At 33.1% G+C, this 16,783-nt stretch carries 15 protein-coding genes; 9 read left to right on the top strand and 6 right to left on the bottom strand.

Annotated elements, in window-relative coordinates:
* Positions 1-156: 156 nt before the first annotated feature.
* The 3 genes from KFD70_RS07025 to KFD70_RS07015 all read right to left on the bottom strand — a co-directional run bounded on the left by KFD70_RS07025 (position 157) and on the right by KFD70_RS07015 (position 3,019).
* Positions 157-1,260, bottom strand: a complete 1,104-nt coding sequence (locus tag KFD70_RS07025; RefSeq protein WP_336450824.1) for an LPXTG cell wall anchor domain-containing protein — start codon at positions 1,258-1,260, stop codon at positions 157-159.
* A 694-nt stretch (positions 1,261-1,954) separates the two neighbouring features.
* Entirely contained in the window at positions 1,955-2,428 is a 474-nt protein-coding gene (locus KFD70_RS07020; protein WP_336450823.1) for a hypothetical protein, read from the bottom strand.
* Positions 2,429-2,545: 117 nt separating this feature from the next.
* Positions 2,546-3,019: an NUDIX hydrolase gene (locus tag KFD70_RS07015; protein ID WP_431613056.1), complete on the bottom strand. Its 474-nt coding sequence runs from the start codon at positions 3,017-3,019 to the stop codon at positions 2,546-2,548.
* A 457-nt stretch (positions 3,020-3,476) separates the two neighbouring features.
* Between KFD70_RS07015 and KFD70_RS07010 the strand changes: the two genes are divergently transcribed.
* The gene (locus tag KFD70_RS07010) at positions 3,477-4,034 is read left to right on the top strand and encodes a hypothetical protein (RefSeq protein WP_431613055.1); all 558 of its coding nucleotides are present in this window, start codon (positions 3,477-3,479) and stop codon (positions 4,032-4,034) included.
* A gap of 118 nt (positions 4,035-4,152) precedes the next feature.
* Here KFD70_RS07010 and KFD70_RS07005 read toward each other — a convergent pair whose 3' ends face one another.
* Positions 4,153-4,902 carry a cell wall-binding repeat-containing protein gene (locus KFD70_RS07005; RefSeq protein ID WP_336450820.1) on the bottom strand — a complete coding sequence of 250 codons (750 nt, stop codon included), beginning with the start codon at positions 4,900-4,902 and terminating at the stop codon, positions 4,153-4,155.
* Positions 4,903-5,441: 539 nt separating this feature from the next.
* Here KFD70_RS07005 and KFD70_RS07000 point away from each other — a divergent pair.
* On the top strand, positions 5,442-6,473 hold the full coding sequence (locus KFD70_RS07000) for a S66 family peptidase (RefSeq protein WP_336450819.1): 1,032 nt from the start codon (positions 5,442-5,444) through the stop codon (positions 6,471-6,473).
* A gap of 275 nt (positions 6,474-6,748) precedes the next feature.
* Here KFD70_RS07000 and KFD70_RS06995 read toward each other — a convergent pair whose 3' ends face one another.
* Complete coding sequence (locus KFD70_RS06995; protein WP_336450818.1) at positions 6,749-7,876, bottom strand: acyltransferase family protein; 1,128 nt, start codon at positions 7,874-7,876, stop codon at positions 6,749-6,751.
* 663 nt (positions 7,877-8,539) lie between these two features.
* Positions 8,540-9,769, bottom strand: a complete 1,230-nt coding sequence (locus tag KFD70_RS06990) for a helix-turn-helix domain-containing protein (protein WP_336450817.1) — start codon at positions 9,767-9,769, stop codon at positions 8,540-8,542.
* Between the two features lie 529 nt (positions 9,770-10,298).
* On the opposite strand from KFD70_RS06990, the gene KFD70_RS06985 reads away from it, so the two are divergent.
* The 7 genes from KFD70_RS06985 to KFD70_RS06955 are packed head-to-tail and all read left to right on the top strand — an operon-like array spanning position 10,299 to position 16,783.
* The gene (locus KFD70_RS06985) at positions 10,299-11,051 is read left to right on the top strand and encodes a YveK family protein (protein ID WP_431613054.1); all 753 of its coding nucleotides are present in this window, start codon (positions 10,299-10,301) and stop codon (positions 11,049-11,051) included.
* Positions 11,035-11,655, top strand: coding sequence for a CpsD/CapB family tyrosine-protein kinase (locus KFD70_RS06980; RefSeq protein WP_336450815.1), 621 nt, complete (start codon positions 11,035-11,037; stop codon positions 11,653-11,655). Before KFD70_RS06985 ends, KFD70_RS06980 begins: the two co-directional genes overlap by 17 nt.
* 13 nt (positions 11,656-11,668) lie before the next feature.
* On the top strand, positions 11,669-12,307 hold the full coding sequence (locus KFD70_RS06975; protein WP_336450814.1) for a sugar transferase: 639 nt from the start codon (positions 11,669-11,671) through the stop codon (positions 12,305-12,307).
* 22 nt (positions 12,308-12,329) lie between these two features.
* Positions 12,330-13,298, top strand: coding sequence for an NAD-dependent epimerase/dehydratase family protein (locus KFD70_RS06970; protein ID WP_336450813.1), 969 nt, complete (start codon positions 12,330-12,332; stop codon positions 13,296-13,298).
* Positions 13,299-13,328: 30 nt separating this feature from the next.
* Positions 13,329-14,801 carry an oligosaccharide flippase family protein gene (locus KFD70_RS06965; protein WP_336450812.1) on the top strand — a complete coding sequence of 491 codons (1,473 nt, stop codon included), beginning with the start codon at positions 13,329-13,331 and terminating at the stop codon, positions 14,799-14,801.
* On the top strand, positions 14,782-16,002 hold the full coding sequence (locus KFD70_RS06960) for an O-antigen ligase family protein (RefSeq protein WP_336450811.1): 1,221 nt from the start codon (positions 14,782-14,784) through the stop codon (positions 16,000-16,002). The genes KFD70_RS06965 and KFD70_RS06960 overlap by 20 nt, the downstream gene beginning before the upstream one ends.
* Positions 15,980-16,783 (top strand): glycosyltransferase family 2 protein, encoded by an 804-nt coding sequence (locus KFD70_RS06955; RefSeq protein WP_336450810.1) that lies wholly within the window; start codon positions 15,980-15,982, stop codon positions 16,781-16,783. Before KFD70_RS06960 ends, KFD70_RS06955 begins: the two co-directional genes overlap by 23 nt.

Genomic DNA, 16,783 nt, shown 5'->3' with positions numbered 1-16,783 from the left:
CACTGGCGGTGATAGTTCTGATTCATCAAACTAGAATAATTTAACCTATCCATCTATAAAACAACAAAAAAGAGTGTTTCATAGTCAAAAATTTGACTTATGAGACACTCCTTAGGAATATAAATTATTGCAAAAAAACAGTTTTCATACACTTTATTAAAACATCTTTTTCATTCTATTTCGCATTGCTAATAAAATTCCACCTAAAATTGATAACATTCCTAGAGTGGTTGTATTAGATTCTGTTCCCCCAGCTTTAGGAAGTTCTCTCTTATCGTTTTCCACTTTAAGAGGCGTACTCGTTTGTTTTATTTCGTTTCCTTTATTTTCTACATTTTGCTTCGCCTGTTTTAATTCCGCTATCTCTGCTTCTACATCTTGTTTCGTACGTGTTAATTCATTTAATTTCTCTTCTATCTTTTTCTTCGTCTGTTTCACATCTGCTATTTTCTCTTCCTCTACAGTGTGTTTTGTACGGAGTAATTCTGCTATTTTCTCTTCCAGCGTTTGTTTCATTTGTTTTAACTCTACTACTTTTCCCTCTATCGCTTGTTTCGCCTGGAGTAATTCTGCTAATTTACTTTCGATTGTCTCGTGTATTTGTTTTAAGTCTGATGCTACCTCTTCTTTATGTTGCTTCGCTTCAGAAATTTTCGCTTCCGCGTCTTTCCTAATCTGCTTTAACTCTGCTAGTTTCTCTTCCACATTTTGTTTCGTCTGTTTTAATTCTGCCAATTTCGCTTCTGCAGTTTGTTTCGCCTGTTGTAATTCTGTTAATTTCGCTTCTGCAGTTTGTTTCACCTGTTGTAATTCCGATATTCGCTCTTCTCTATGTTGTTTCACTTCCGCTACTTTTTCTTCTACATGTTGTTTCGTCTGTTGCAATTCCGATACTCGCTCTTCTCTATGTTGTTTTGCTTCCGCTACTTTTTCTTCTACATGCTGTTTCGTCTGTTGCAATTCCGATACTCGTTCTTCTACATGTTGCTTCGCTTCCGTTACTTTTTCTTCCGCATTTTGTTTCGCTTGTTTTAACTCTGATGCTCGCTCTTCTACATGTTGCTTTGCTTGTTTTAATTCCGCTGCTCGCTCTTCTGCACGCTGCCACGCCTGCTTAAGTTCTGATAACTTCTCCTCTGCATGTTGCTGAATCGAATCATGTGTTGGAGCGGCCTCATTAACTTCGGCATAACTTGTATTAGCCCCTGCCATCATCGCTAAAGCTATTGTAGAGATTGCGACTGTTTTTTTCGTACTCATCATTTTGTCCCCTTTTCTTTCATGAGTATTAAACTGTTATGTATATAAATCAAAATTAAAAAACCAACATCAAACCATTCTTTTTAGATGGGAGAGAGCATCCGACCATGCATAGAAGCGGTCAGTGCCTTTTTTAGCCCCATGCCAAGTGAGAACAAAAGGAGAAAGCGAGTGGAGATCTTCTTTTGTTTTCATAGCCGCGACTTAGGTGCTTGAAAATCAAAATGGATATATATGTCGGAAAATCAAGTTGGATATATATACAAATCTAAAAATGTATTATCATATTAATATAATAATAGTATACCAAATGTTTATAAAGTGAAACTTTAATCAACGAAAGTTTTCTCAATCTTTTTCATTTTGATATAATATGACAGGTTCGTTAACAATTGCTTGATAATCGACTTGATTGTATAAAGCAAATTTTGAATTTCTATTTACCACAACAAGGTAGCAGTGCTGCATCACCATACCTTAGCATACGATAGAGGTAGAATCATTGCTTTTCATAGTTTGAAAAAGACGTATAAGAGGGCCGATTCCGCCTCACCAACTAATCATTTTGATTTAAAACAATCATTATTTTAGAAACTCATAAGAGTGTCTTTTTTATAAAATTCCGTTACATATTCAGAGAAAAATAAAAGAGAATCCGTTTCCGAATTCCCCTAATATATTTGTGATTATCCCTTTATAACCATTCCTTATATTCTTCAAAAATAAATTCTCCCACAACTTCAATAGTAGTATCTGGCTTACTTCCATCATAATAAGAGATATCCGTGGTTACACCTGTCCAATGGATATCAAAAATTCCGTTTCCTTTGTATTTCATTTTCAACATATTACTATTAACACCTTGATGTTCAAAATAATATAGTCTTGCTACCAAATCGTTGCTGTCTTTATCATACCCTTTTGAAATAGTAAATTGTTGTTCTTCAAAATTTTCAAGATTTAAGTGATCCAGATAAATTGTTATCTCTCCACTTGGATTCATTTTACAATCCGCTGTATCGGGTAGTGATTGGATTGGCTCTTCCTTTGTTTCTACTTCAAGCCATACCATTATGTCATTCTCGTCTTTTTTAACCGCATAGATTTTCGCTTCAGAAATTTCATATTTCTCAACTCCATTAAAACGATTAAGAATAAAAATCCCCATTAGAATCACCTTCTATTCCAACATTATTGAATTGAACTATCAAACCTTTTTCTTCACCAATCTAGCTTTTACATGCACCCAAATTCTTTGCTCTCGCTGAATTTTGAAGTAGAGATCTTACTGCCCGTTCATGCGGGATAAAGTATATTTTAATTTATAATCTTCGAGTACAGGTCTATCTGGTGGGCTTATATTTTTTGGCAAATCATATAAAGAAAAAAATTGAAGGTTTGTTGACTCATTCTTATCATGACTTAAATAACCGTTATATTCTTTACATTCAAAAGCCGTCACAACATTATAGACTTCATCACCATGAGGATATTGATAATAAAAAGCTTCCCCTGAATATGTATGAATCAATTTAAGATTCTCAGCCGTTAGTCCTGTTTCTTCAAACAATTCTCTATGCGCTACTTGTTCAAGTGTTTCTCCTAACTCCATCGCTCCCCCAATCAGTCCCCAACATCCATTATCTTTTCGAAGTTGCAATAAAACTCGTTGCTCATAATCTATAACAAGTACACACGCTCCGACCATAATTAAAGGTCTACTTCCAACTAAATTACGCAAATCCATAATATATCCCATATATATGTCTCCTTTAAAAATTCTGTAATCCTTGCGCTATCAGAATTAAAATCTATCTATGCAATCTACTAAACAGGAGCATTCGACATTAACCATAATATTCCTTCTAAAACAATAAAAAACCTGTCGAAATTGACAGGTAATCCGTTGTTTTATATTTGATTTCATGTGGAGTGCCCCACATCAATATTAGAGGTCTATGAACAATAAATAGCCCCAGTTCAGTTAATAGTCAGAACCCCCAAAGTTCACTACAAAATTTTATAAGATCGCATCTATTCAAATAATACTTCCATTTCTTTAAACACTACACACCAATACGATATGTATCACCACATTACCGCCAAACGAACAAGAAATGGTAAAATATATGTAAAGATTAAGAATAATAGAAAATGAGAAACGATCATTCAAGGTGAAACAATTGTGCAATAAATATATAAAAAGGAGAATGGATATGGATGATATGAAGGATAATTTAATCCCCCTTTTAGAAGACTTAAAAAAGGAGCCCACGAAAGAAACTATAACCGAAATATTAAAAGAATTTGGCATGGAGTCCTCTGAATATTGGGCGAAAGATGAGATTGAAGGAAAAGAAGCTGTTCTTGCCAGCTTTCGCTTTTTAAGACCGTTACAAGAAACATTAGATATGTACTTATATCATAATGACAGCTGGGTTCAAAGATCGATTCAACGTGCGAATGAACTAGCAACACCTCATACAAACGACTTGATTATAAAAGAAATGGTGCAAGCAGAGATCCCACCTGAAAAGATCGGATTGTTCGCGTACTGGATAGCTCGGTCCGCTATGAATGAAATTTTATATCGCCTCTCTGATGCAGGTGGCGGAGATTACAATTTACCAAATGAAGGGGAAGACTTGCCGTCTTGGCGACTAGCAGAATATACAGCGCAAAGCGGAAATCCAATGAATGTAAAACCTACAGGGCGACTTTTACTTGAATTACATAATCTTTTTCCATTTCATAACCCAGGTGAAAAAGAGTAACTTAAACAAAAAGCTTGCCAAAAAGGCAAGCTTTCAGACTGTTAGGTGTCTTTTCTTATTATAGAAATATCTTAAAATACATATCTGGTGTCCTATATTCAATTTAAAAGACCTTTTGTTACATCATAACGCCATTATCTTTGAATGAATACCATCTTCCATCAATGAAATGTTTTCCTACTGCCATTGCACCGTTAGATTGTAAATAATACCAATCCCCATCTTTTTGTAACCAACCTGTTTGCATTGCACCATCTTTATTCATGTAGTACCATGTATCATTCACTTTTACCCAACCTGTTGCCATTGAGCCATCTTCATTGTAGTAATACCATTTTCCGCCAAAGGAACCTTGAAGCTTCTTCCATCCTATTTGCATAGCCCCATCTTCATTCAAGTAATATGTATTTCCCTTAACAGTTTTTTGACCTGTCGCCATGGCACCATTTTCTTCAAAATAATACCAAGAGCCATTGATTTTTTTCCAATCTTTAGTCATAGCTCCATCTTCGTTAAAGTAATACCATTTTCCGCCAAAGGAACCTTGAAGTTTCTTCCATCCTATCTGCATAGCACCATCATCATTAAAGTAATATGTATTTCCTTGGATATTTTTCATATATTTAGCCATAATTCCATCTTGATTAAAGTAATACCAAAGGCCATTGATTTTTTTCCAATCTTTAGCCATAGTTCCATCTTCATTATAGTAATACCAGTCTCCTTTATCTCGAACCCAGCCACTCTTTTCTTGAGCTTGCTCAACTTTATACGTATTATTTTGTGAAACTACATGTTCTTCTGCATGAGATACTGCAGGAACTACAAACATTGCAGACATTAAAACTGGTAAAATAGTTTTCTTCATTTTCCATTTCCCCCAAATAATGAATAATTTTAGTTTTTATTTCCACAAACAGAATCATATTATGGTATTTAAATATAATCAATAGTTTTTGTAACGAAAATGTAATCTTTTTTATTTAAATGAAATAAACCCACTTAAAATGTAATTATTATTACTTTTCAGTTACATTTCAAGTATCACTACACAGCCATCAACTTAAAGTATATTTTTATGTAAAACGCGGTCTTTTCACATAGTTTTTTTATTATTTTTTATAAATTTTATAAATGTAGGCATATCAAGTAACCCCTGACTCGTATTTTAAACATAGTGGAAGAACATAATAGAATACTAATGAGTTGTCCATAAAGGTGGCATTCTAATCGCTCTTGTTCAATAGATTTACAACGATGAATTTAAAACTAAGATTTTCATTTACTCTTAGTCAGCAAACGGGGTATGTCCTTGAATAACAGCAGGGGATTTTGGGATAGTGTCGAAAAGAGTCATATGCTATACGAATTGTATAGTGAATCGAATGATTAAGGGTGGGAGTTACTGTGTTAAGAAAACCAAAGAAATTACAACGAGGTGATCGCGTCGCAACCATTAGTCCTTCTTGGGGAGGCGCAGGCGATCCAGAACTTAGGTGGCGTTATGAACAAGGGGTAAAAAGATTAGAAGAAGTATTTGGCCTTGAGGTTATACCCATGCCAAATAGTTTGAAAGGTTCGGCATATACTTACGAAAACCCACAGGCTCGTGCACAAGATTTAATGGCGGCATTTCAAGATGAAAGTATTAAAGGCATCATTGCAAATATTGGCGGATCCGATAGCATTCGCTTACTTCCTTATATTGATTTTGACATTATACGTGAAAACCCAAAGATTTTTATGGGCTATTCAGATGTGACCATTTCACATCTTTTTTGTCATAAAGCGGGCCTTTCTTCCTTTTACGGCCCAGCCATTTTAACCGATTTTGCTGAAAATGTTGAAATGGATCCGTATACAATTGAAATGGTAAATCGAACTCTTTTTTCAAATGAACCGATTGGGGAAATCGTGCCAGCTACAGAATGGACGAGTGAACGTTTAGAATGGATTGAATCAAACAAAAATACACGTCGTACCATGCAAAAAAATACGGGATACGAACTCCTTCAAGGATCAGGTATCAAACAAGGTCGTTTAATCGGAGGGTGTATAGAAGTACTCGAGTTCACAAAAGGGACAATTCTTTGGCCTGAGAAAAAATATTGGGAAAACAGCATCCTGTTTTTTGAAACATCTGAAGACAAACCAGATCCAAATTACGTAACATATTGGTTACGTAATTATGCTGCGCAAGGCATTTTACAAAACCTAAACGGAATCATTTTCGGCAAACCGAAAGACGAGAAGTATTATGAAGAATACAAACAGGAAATTCTAACAGTTATGAAAGAATATCGTTTAGAAGATTTGCCGATTCTTTATAATTTAAACTTCGGTCATACGGAACCTAAGTTTATTTTGCCTTACGGCGCAACGGCAGAGATTGATTGTGAGAGGAAGACGTTTTCGATTTTGGAGAGTGGGGTACAATAGAACGAAACTTTAATTAGTGGAGGTTGATTTCCTCCCCTCTTACTTACGGGGTTCCGGATATATAAAAAGGTTCCTTAACATTTACACTTCGTTTGTTAAGGAACCTTTTTATCACTCATTATTCCTGCTTACTCTTTGCCTTCATTTGTTCCTCATACACAAACTTAGCATTCATAAAATCATTAGGAAAATCACCTAATGCTTTTTTCATAACATTTAATTCCTCTTGTGATTTAATTTCAACACCATTTAGGAAATCGAAAACTTTGGACTGTTCATCCTCTCCTAGTTAAATACCGCCCAAGTTTTATGCAGGGTTTTTCAACAAATAAATATCCTAATGAAGACAGTAAAAAAGAAAGAAAAAAAGAAAGAAAGACTACTAATATGGTAGGTAGTTGATCATAAAATAAATACATAACTGTGAATAAAGAAACAAGATGATATAAATAAAGACTGTAAGAAATCTTTCCAAGAAAAATAAATACTTTTCTTCTTAATAACGCACTAAATGTCCATGAAGAGATACTCATAATCATCACTATACAAACCCCGAACGAGACAACGTAGTCTCTCAATATATAGTTATTCAAAAAATCCACTTCGCCAATCATTCCTTCATACATAAAACAAATAATTGCGGTCAGCAGTAATATGATTTTCACTGTTTTTTTCATCTTTAATGCATAATGAAAAATAAAATAACGATACTTGGCTAATAGAGCTCCCATAAAAAAAAGAGTGATGTAGTGAAAGCTTAAAAAACTACTAGTTATGCTTCTACCAGAATCAAACAAATACAGACCAAGAGTCGAAAAAAGACTTAAAATTATAAACCACAATAAGGAATATCTGAGCTTTTTTCGAACAAAAAAGAAAGTCAGAAATGGAAATACAATCGAAATTCTCATTTCATGAACAAGAGACCATATAACATTATTATATGCGTCCGTGTTATATTCACCGATAAAAACAAGATGTTGTAAGAATAAAACGAGTGTATCTTCAGCCGTCCATGATTTACTAAACCAATCGCTAATAAATGGCATATCATTATGACTAAAAAGCATTTTAGCAATAATAGAAATGCTGATTGCTACTAAATATGGTATATAAATTCGGCAAATCCGTTTTATTATGTATGTATCATAATGAAATTTCTCATTATGAATGGATAAATACAAAACAAAACCACTCAATACAAAAAAGAGAATAACAGATTCGTTGCCGCTACTAAAGACAAGACGTAAAGGAGTTTCCTTGAATAAATAAATGATGAAGGGGCTGTTTAACTTATATTGATAATTTTCATACGCAGGCAATAACATCATATGATGCCCGATTATTACAAGAAGTGCTGCTAATCCTCTGAGAGAGTCAAACTCCTCATATCTTTTCATCATATTACTCCTACCAAAAAGATTTTTATTAAAATATAGTTTGCCTTCCATTTTCCTGTTCATAGAATTATCACAGTGTTTAATATTTCAGAATAATTATAAATTTCTAATATGTACTCATTTCACTTTGGTATATACGAACACAAACCAGCCTCCTCTAACTATCTATTGCTACAAAATATAACACGCTTTGACAATAAATGAAAATACTATTGAACACTCGATGATTAAAAATTTTTAAAATCTTTCAAATATGACACAAGGAATTTAATATAAGGGAAACGAGAAAATGCAAATCACATGACATATCTTTGTTAGGTAAAACAATTCAAACTATACCTTTGACTAATCTTCATAATAAAGTCAACAAATTCTATACAAAATAAAAAAGAGTCCCACAAGAAATATGGGATTCTTTTTTATTTCAAACATTTATTTAATCCACGTTAAAAGGGACGAACATGAAAAAGCAAACATCTCTTAACTATTTTGTTCTATTCTTATACTTATTCAAATAAATTCTTTATTTAAAATCCATTTCCCTACTATATTCATATGGTTAGCAAAATCATAAAAAAATAGATCATATATTTTTAACACATGGAAAAAATTCAAAACAAAAGTATTATTACTTATAAATGAAGAGGTAAATTAAGTTAGTGTATCCTATACCACTGTATGTCTTTCACGGTATTGCCTAGGAGTCATATTACATATTTTTTTGAACACTCTTGTAAAATAACTTTGATCGTAAAAGTTAAGCCAAGCACAAATATCTGATAGTGGATATGTAGTTAATGTTAATAGTTTTTTCGCTTCTTCTACTCGTTCCCTTTGAATATATTCACTAAAAGGGATTCCCACTTCTTGTTTAAACAATTTAGATAAATAAGTAGGATTCATATCAAGCAGCGTAGCGAGATTATTGAGAGATATTTCATGATAAATGTTTTTGCTAATATGATTTAAACATGTAGTAATTGTATGCGAATATCTTTGAATACTATATTCTTTAACACGATCAGCAAAAGCGCATAAAGCATCCTCAATTAATCTATTGACTGAATACATATTATCTAGCTGTTCAATCGTCTCCATATAGAGAGAACTAAGCGAAAAAGCAATTTCTGATGGGAGATTTCCCTCTATCGCATAACGAGTAGCTAGAGTAATGGCCATAATGCCATTATTTTTTTGATTTCTTAGTTGATTTGTTTTTGATGAAATTGCAGCATCTTCTTGCGGAAATGCATATGCATATTGTATTAATTTTTCTTTGTTCCCTTCTTTAATACATGTGAAAAATTTCCGTTCCAATGCTATATCGTAATGATTAGGACTATTTTGACGACGGGCTGAAATATATAAATCAGGATTCGCAATTTCATAGGAAGTTTTCTCCAATAATTTATTTTCACTCCAAACAGCACCGACATCTAACTTTTCTTTAAAAATCATGTAATGCAATAAAATTCCTATATCAATTAAAGTTATTTTTTTTATTACAGGTATGGAATGATAGTAGTCAATTCCGTCTTGTATGCTAGCATTTTTTCCAAATTCATTCATAAGTCTAATGGCCATATCTTCTGATACCTTGGGATATGCAGAAGGTCCAATAACAAAGGTTCCTTTTATAGATTCATGGTCTACTACGTGAATGAAAACGAAATTTTCTAGATAACTGTTTCCTCTCATAAGCGGAAAATTATAGGGGTCATTTTCTTGAAAAAGTTCACTAAGTTGTTCTTCCTTAGAAGAATAAAAAGGACTGCAAATATCATTAGAAGTAGATTTATATAAGATTTTTTCATCTGTAGATACAAATTGAATAGATACTTGAAATGTTTGATATAAGATATCACACAAATATTGTATATCCATAGAATGATTCATTATATTCTCCTTTTAACTAGATAAGATAATAAAGCTTCATATAAAAAACCAAACATTTATGTACTACATTTATGGATTGATAAATACATTGTGAAGAGTGAAATTACACTAAAAAATTCTATTAATTTCAAAAAAATACAATTTATATCAAAATCTTACCATAAATATTCAGAAAAATCATTTATTATTTAGATTTATAAGATGCAATATCATAATGATGAACTTTTTTATTCCAGTATCCATTTGATTGATTTATTTGTTAGGCACACCTTTCGTGTAGTCATAGAAACTTCCAACACACACTCACATATACCCCTTGTCACTCTTAACTTGATGACGATGTGGCTATGCCCTGCATAGTAAAAATTCGAGAAGAAGAATTCTGTTCAGTTTTTGTTCAGATGCTAGGTTTAAAATTCTTCGCCCTAGTATAAATGTGCTAAGGACCTTTTCAAAATCAAAGGTGATAATTCCCATTCGGAAAATTACGCCAAAACTCTACTATTAAATTGAAAAAGTGGTGAACTAAATGAATGAAAAAGTAAAAATAAAAGAGTTTATACAAGTTTTAAAAAGGCGATTCTTAATCATTATACTTACGACAATTTGTACTAACGGGTTCATTATTATTTCATCCATGTACCTTATGAAACCAATCTATCAGTACTCCACCCAAGTTCTTGCCGGATCTTTAGGCGTAGAAAAAGAGGAAAATCCAGTAAATAGAGTGCAAGATAACAAGCAGCTCGCTCTGTCATACATGGATATTATAAAAAGCCCATATATCATGATAGGCGTAAAAAAAGAGTTAAACCTGACTCGTTCAAGCTATGATTTGCTTAAACAGGTTTCCGTTACGAATAGAAATGATTCACAGATTATTACAATTTCAGTGAAAGATTCCAATCCACAATTAGCTAAAAAAATTGCACAATCTGTCGTAAATCAATCCATATCTAAATTTAAAAACTATGCAAATGCAAATCAACTTAATATTCTTAATAATTCCGAGATGACAGAAGAAGCTGAACTACTTTTTCCAAAGCCCAAATTCATTATAGCTATTTCCATCATAATCAGCTTTTTTGCCGGAATTGGCATGGCAATGCTGCGAGAACACTTTGATGATTCCACTTACAACAATCGAGAACTCGAACATCTTGGAATCCCGTTATTAGGAAGGGTGAATTTACATACAAAAAAAAGAAAAAACAAACAAAAAACAGCTTATAAAATCTTACCTTCTATGAAACGAGGTGAACATAATGACCATCAAATTTAAGCGGAAATATTTGTTTAATCCACATGACATCGCCATCAAAGAACGATTTTATAGTATATGTAACCAGATTGAACCGAGCTTTCAAAAGGAAAAGTCAATATTAATGATTACTTCCCTTGCACAAACACAAAAGATGACCAATGCTACTGCTTATTTGGCCCTAGCTTTTTCAGAACAACGAAAACGAGTATTGGTAGTGGATGCGAATCTGCGTCAACCTTCTTTACACCATGTGTTTCATATCGATCATTCATTTGGCCTAAGCAACTTACTTTTAAGAGAGCAAAATAAGGATACTGCAATAGAAATAACGGATTATCTATCTTGTTTATCTACAGGTGAAGACCTTTATGAGCCAATGACATTGTTAACATTAGAGACCTTCCCAATCCTAATTGAGGAGTGGAAAGAGCATTTTGATATCATTCTATTTCACACATCCGATTTCCTAAACACTCCAGATGCACAAATCCTCGCAAAACATTGTGATGGCGTTGTTTTAATGATACAGGAAGGTCGTGATAAGTTAGAAAAAATTGCGAGTGTAAGAAAACAACTCGAACATAGCAAACATGAAATAATCGGTGCAGTCATTATTTCATAAAGGGGGGTAACTTTTGGATCCAAAAATAAAGATTGATAGACAGGTAGAAATACAAGTAAAACCTCTATCAACTTCATCTTACCTTCTTGTTAAACGGCTGGTAGATTTTGTTGTCTCATTATTCATGCTGTTACTTTTATCACCCATTTTAATTCTTTTTTGCATCCTTATCCCAATTGAATCAACCGGCTCTCCCTTCTTTTATCAATGGCGTCTAGGAAAAGATGGCAGAGGCTTTAAATTAATAAAATTGCGCTCCATGTTTTTAGACGCTGAAAAAAACGGCCCTCAGTGGGCAACTAAAGAGGACCCTAGGGTTACAAGAATAGGTGCGTTTATAAGAAGAACAAGAATTGATGAAATCCCTCAATTTATTAACGTGTTAAAAGGAGATATGTCTCTCATTGGCCCTAGACCTGAAAGAGAATATTTCTATAAAGAGTTTGATAAGTTATTACCTAATTTTAAACATCGTTTACTTGTAACACCTGGAATAACAGGGTTGGCACAAGTAAATGGTGGATATGATTTAACTCCCGAAGAAAAATTAGCATTTGACTTATATTATATCCAGCATCGATCATTCACTATGGAAATCAAGATTTTATGTCAAACATTGGCCATTGTATTTACTGGAAATGGAGCTAGATAAATATTGAAGGGGCGAAGAAAAAATGGAGAAAGTGCTAGTAACGGGGGGCTTCGGATTTATCGGATCCCATATTGTAGAAAAATTAGTTCATCATAATTATGAAGTTGCTGTGTATGATAACTTATCCACCGGATCCATAAATAATGTTCATTCAAAAGGGATCGCTTTCTTTGATAGCGTAGAAGATGAAGGAGCATTAGAAAAAGCGATGAAAACATTTAAGCCTGACTTTGTAATTCATCAAGCTGCACAAATTAGCGTACAAAACTCCGTTTCAAATATAACAAATGATGCAAGAATCAATATAATAGGTTCAACAAATATCATAAAGCTCTCTCAGAAATATGGTGTTAAAAAGATTATATTTGCTTCTTCAGCAGCAGTATATGGCAATTCGAAAATCATGCCTATTCCAGTCTCACACCCTACTCATCCCTTATCACCTTATGGCGTCTCTAAACAAACAGCAGAGGAATATTTAAAGCTCGCAAAAGAATTATATGATATAGACTATGTCATTCTTCGATACAGCAATGTTTATGGTCCAAGGCAGACTGTAAACGGCGAGGGCGGAGTTATTTCAATTTTCATCAACCATGTAATTCAAAAGGAGCAATCTGTTATTTACGGGGATGGCTTACAAACAAGAGATTTTATCTATGTAGACGATGTAGCAAGCGCCAATCTTCAAGCATTGAAATATAATGGGAGCGGTACTTTCAATATATCATCATCCACTTGTACAAGTATCAATGAAGTATTCTCGATGATTCAATCAATTGGAAAACAAAATGTATCCCCCATTTATCAACCTGCAAAAGATGGTGATCTCAAAGAAAGCTTGCTCTGCAATAAAAAGAGCATTCAAAAATTAGACTGGCAACCTATATATTCATTGGAAAAGGGTCTTGCGAATACATATGATTATTACCTTAAGCAAAAAGACCCTATTTTATCTAGTGGAAAAGAACCTACATCTGTACTTAAGTAACTTTACAGTTGTAAATTGGGAGAGAAATAAGTGAATAAGAAAACAAACTCAATTATTAAAAATATATTCCACTTACTTTACAGTACAATTTTAGCTAATGTTTTAAATGCAAGTACGCTCATACTGTTGGCAAATTACTTTAACTCAAAGAACTATGGAATATTTAGTGTAGCACTAGCTCTTTCCATGGTCATGCATTTTTTTACAGATTTAGGAGTTAGTAATACGTTCCTTCGTGACGGATCAAAACAGGAAAACCTCCATGCTACATTTTTTTCTTATATAAAAGTTCGAGTAGTATGTTTACTGTTAACATTTATTATTTTTTCTTTCGGTATCCATATCTTTTACCATGAACAACAAATTCTTTATATGATGTATAGTTTAATGATTCCTTTAATCATCGGACTCGTGCTGCAAAGCATCGGAATAACCTACTTTCAATTAGCTGAAAGAATGCAATTTATCGCATCTATAAAAATCTTCTCATCCATTATCTTAGTCATATTTACCATCTTGTGCATAAGCTTCAAGGTGGATATACATGTAACAGCTTTTTTATATGGTTTTTCTTATTTAGTCGGTGGGATTTACTGTCTGTATTTACTCAGAAAAAACATGGAATTTCAATGGAAAGTCCCTTTTCAAAAAAAATTACTGATCCATATTAGTCCTTTCTTAATGAGTGGGTTATTTATTATCTTAACTCCGCAACTAGGTCCATTAGTATTAGAAAAAACACTTCCCTTAGGACTTGTTGGGCTCTTTGCAGTAGCTTACCGGATCCCCTCAGCCCTCTATCAAATTCCAGGGGTTATTGCAGGTGCATTTTTCCCACTGTTATTTAAACATTATAGTCATGGGGAGGTAAAGAAACATACAGAACTAAATATCCTGCAAATGAAATTTATGTCCTTGATTGGGATGTGCATGACAATATCTCTATTCTATTTATCTCCCTATTTAATCACGATTTTATTTGGAGATAAATGGGGATCTGCGGTTCAACCGTTAAAAATATTGTCCTTTATTATTGTCTTACAAGGATTTAACATCGCCATAGCTGATGGTCTCACAACAAGAGGACTGCAAAACCGCCGTACTATTGTTCAGTTTATAACCATCTCTATTGGCTTAGTGTCTTTTTATTATCTGAGTCTTACTTATACAATAGCGGGAGCAGCTTTTTCTGTTTTAACGATGGAAATCGTATCATTGATTGGTTATATATTAGCTAATCCAATCAGAAGAGCAGTATTAAATAAAGTCATTATTCCATATGGAACCTACTTTTCGATAAGTTTTATCCTATTACACTACTTATTATATAAGTTTCCTTTTATAGCCATGTTCTCTACCATTATCTTAATGTCTACGATGGTTTTACTATTTGATCGAACAATCCGGGACTTGATTGAAGATTTTATAAGAAAGAAAAAACAACAGAATATCAATCATTTAAAAGACGGGGGACAACGGGAGAATGGAAAGATTACAAATTAAAAGAAATACTTCTACTTTAGAAGTTTTTCTTTTGTTATTTTTTATTACACTTAGTAAATATAATTTGTCCATCGGTTTTTCATTAAAAATTTACATGATTTTTCTAGCCATTTTTTTCTGTATTTACTTTCGAAACTTTTACTTTCGCCCTCTTTATCATTATGAAATTTTATTGCTTTTATTTTATTTTACCTATTGCCTAAGCGGTGCTTTTTCACAGTATCCTGAATCAAGTATTCGCGTCATTCTAGGAGTAATCCTTGTCCTTATTTGCTACTTCATCATGAGATATATGATGGAGCAAGCTTCAATCCGTGCTATTGAATCTTCCATCACAAATGTCGGAATACTATTTAACATTACGAGTTTGTTATTGTACATAATTGGACTGCAGATAACCGGAGGATCCCCAACAGGCGTTGAGATTACCTCTTACGGATTACTATTAGATAGGGATTATCCAAGATTAATTGGACTACTTGATGACCCAAACATCTTCATTTTTTATAATACATTATTTTTTTGTTTTTACTTAACACACTTAAAAGGATTTAAAAACTCATTTGGATTCATCTTATGTATTATTACCAACCTTCTTACTTTTTCCAGGGGCGGTATTGTCGCCCTAATACTCGTTATCATTTTATATATACTGTTAGCGGATTTTCTAAAAAAGGTAAAAATGATACTTGTTGCTCTGTTATGTCTAGTTGCCATCTACGTCGCATGTTCTTTTATGCAAATCGATTTGAATCAGATTATTTCCAGCCGTATCAATGACTTTTCTTCTGATAACGGAAGTGGTCGATTTGAATTATGGAAACAGGCGATTCACTATTTTATGTCTCATCCCCTTTTGGGAATCGGCGCCTTTAATTTTTCGGATTATTATGCATTTGAACATAATGAAAGACTATATGTTCATAATACATATCTAGAAATCTTAGTAGAGGCAGGAATTATTGGCTTTCTTCTTTACCTTTCTTTTTTATTCCTGTTCCTAATCAAGATCTTTAAAACGAAATTGCATCGTGAAAAACCGTTTATTATTCTTACACTTTTCGCTTTTTTATTACAGATGATATCCCTTTCTCTCATGATTAATGAAGCACTTTTCTCCTTTTTAGCAATTGCTTTAAAATATATTTCTGTATATGAAAGAAAAGAGGCTGGTTTTTATGATATACACACAAAAAAATAATGAATCATTGGTTTCTGTTATCACTCCCTCTTATAACAGCTCTCCTTTTATAAAAGAAACCATTGAATCCGTTCAGACTCAATCATATGCTAACTGGGAAATGATTATCGTTGATGACCAGTCAAAAGATGACTCAGTCCATGTCATCAAACAATATATAAAAAAAGACCCACGAATTAAACTTATTACTTTAGATCAAAATGCTGGTGCTGCTAGGGCTAGAAATATAGCATTAAAAGAAGCTCAAGGAGATTATATCGCCTTTCTAGACAGCGATGATCTCTGGTTACCTACCAAACTAGAAGAACAAGTCGCTTTTATGCAAAAAGATAATCTTGCTTTTTCTTTTACCTCTTACTCTTTAATTGACGAACAAGGAAATTCTATGAATATTAAAATTCATGCACCGAAAGTTGTAGATTATAAATATCTGCTAGGAAATACAACGATTGGCTGTTTAACAGTGATGTTAGATAGGCATCAATTTAAACAAATTGAAATGCCCATTATCCAACCTGAAGATACTGCTCTATGGTTAATATTATTACGGCTAGGATATCAAGCCCATGGTTTACAAAAGATTTTATCTAACTACCGCATTGTAAGTAATTCTACTTCAAGGAATAAATTAAAAGCTGCCTACCGATATTGGAAACTGTTACGAAACCAAGAAAAATTAAACTTTGTAAAAGCTAACTTTTATTTTAGTCAATATGCCTATCATGCATATAAAAAAAACAGAGGAAATCAACCTACTTCTATGTCCAGTGGGAGGAAATAA

The organism is Bacillus pfraonensis (assembly GCF_050768835.1).
Lineage (GTDB): Bacteria > Bacillota > Bacilli > Bacillales > Bacillaceae_G > Bacillus_A > Bacillus_A pfraonensis.
The sequence above is the reverse complement of the archived record's forward strand: the minus strand, read 5'-3'. Positions and strand labels throughout refer to the sequence as shown.

What these genes read in the sequence shown, in the direction of transcription:
- KFD70_RS06985 (WP_431613054.1), top strand. Translation starts at nt 10,299, where the DNA reads ATGAATGAAAAAGTAAAAATAAAAGAGTTTATACAAGTTTTAAAAAGG.
- KFD70_RS06980 (WP_336450815.1), top strand. Translation starts at nt 11,035, where the DNA reads ATGACCATCAAATTTAAGCGGAAATATTTGTTTAATCCACATGACATC.
- KFD70_RS07010 (WP_431613055.1), top strand. Translation starts at nt 3,477, where the DNA reads ATGGATGATATGAAGGATAATTTAATCCCCCTTTTAGAAGACTTAAAA.
- KFD70_RS06955 (WP_336450810.1), top strand. Translation starts at nt 15,980, where the DNA reads ATGATATACACACAAAAAAATAATGAATCATTGGTTTCTGTTATCACT.
- KFD70_RS06970 (WP_336450813.1), top strand. Translation starts at nt 12,330, where the DNA reads ATGGAGAAAGTGCTAGTAACGGGGGGCTTCGGATTTATCGGATCCCAT.
- KFD70_RS07025 (WP_336450824.1), bottom strand. Translation starts at nt 1,260, where the DNA reads ATGAGTACGAAAAAAACAGTCGCAATCTCTACAATAGCTTTAGCGATG.
- KFD70_RS07015 (WP_431613056.1), bottom strand. Translation starts at nt 3,019, where the DNA reads ATGGGATATATTATGGATTTGCGTAATTTAGTTGGAAGTAGACCTTTA.
- KFD70_RS06995 (WP_336450818.1), bottom strand. Translation starts at nt 7,876, where the DNA reads ATGATGAAAAGATATGAGGAGTTTGACTCTCTCAGAGGATTAGCAGCA.
- KFD70_RS07005 (WP_336450820.1), bottom strand. Translation starts at nt 4,902, where the DNA reads ATGAAGAAAACTATTTTACCAGTTTTAATGTCTGCAATGTTTGTAGTT.
- KFD70_RS06960 (WP_336450811.1), top strand. Translation starts at nt 14,782, where the DNA reads ATGGAAAGATTACAAATTAAAAGAAATACTTCTACTTTAGAAGTTTTT.
- KFD70_RS07020 (WP_336450823.1), bottom strand. Translation starts at nt 2,428, where the DNA reads ATGGGGATTTTTATTCTTAATCGTTTTAATGGAGTTGAGAAATATGAA.
- KFD70_RS06990 (WP_336450817.1), bottom strand. Translation starts at nt 9,769, where the DNA reads ATGAATCATTCTATGGATATACAATATTTGTGTGATATCTTATATCAA.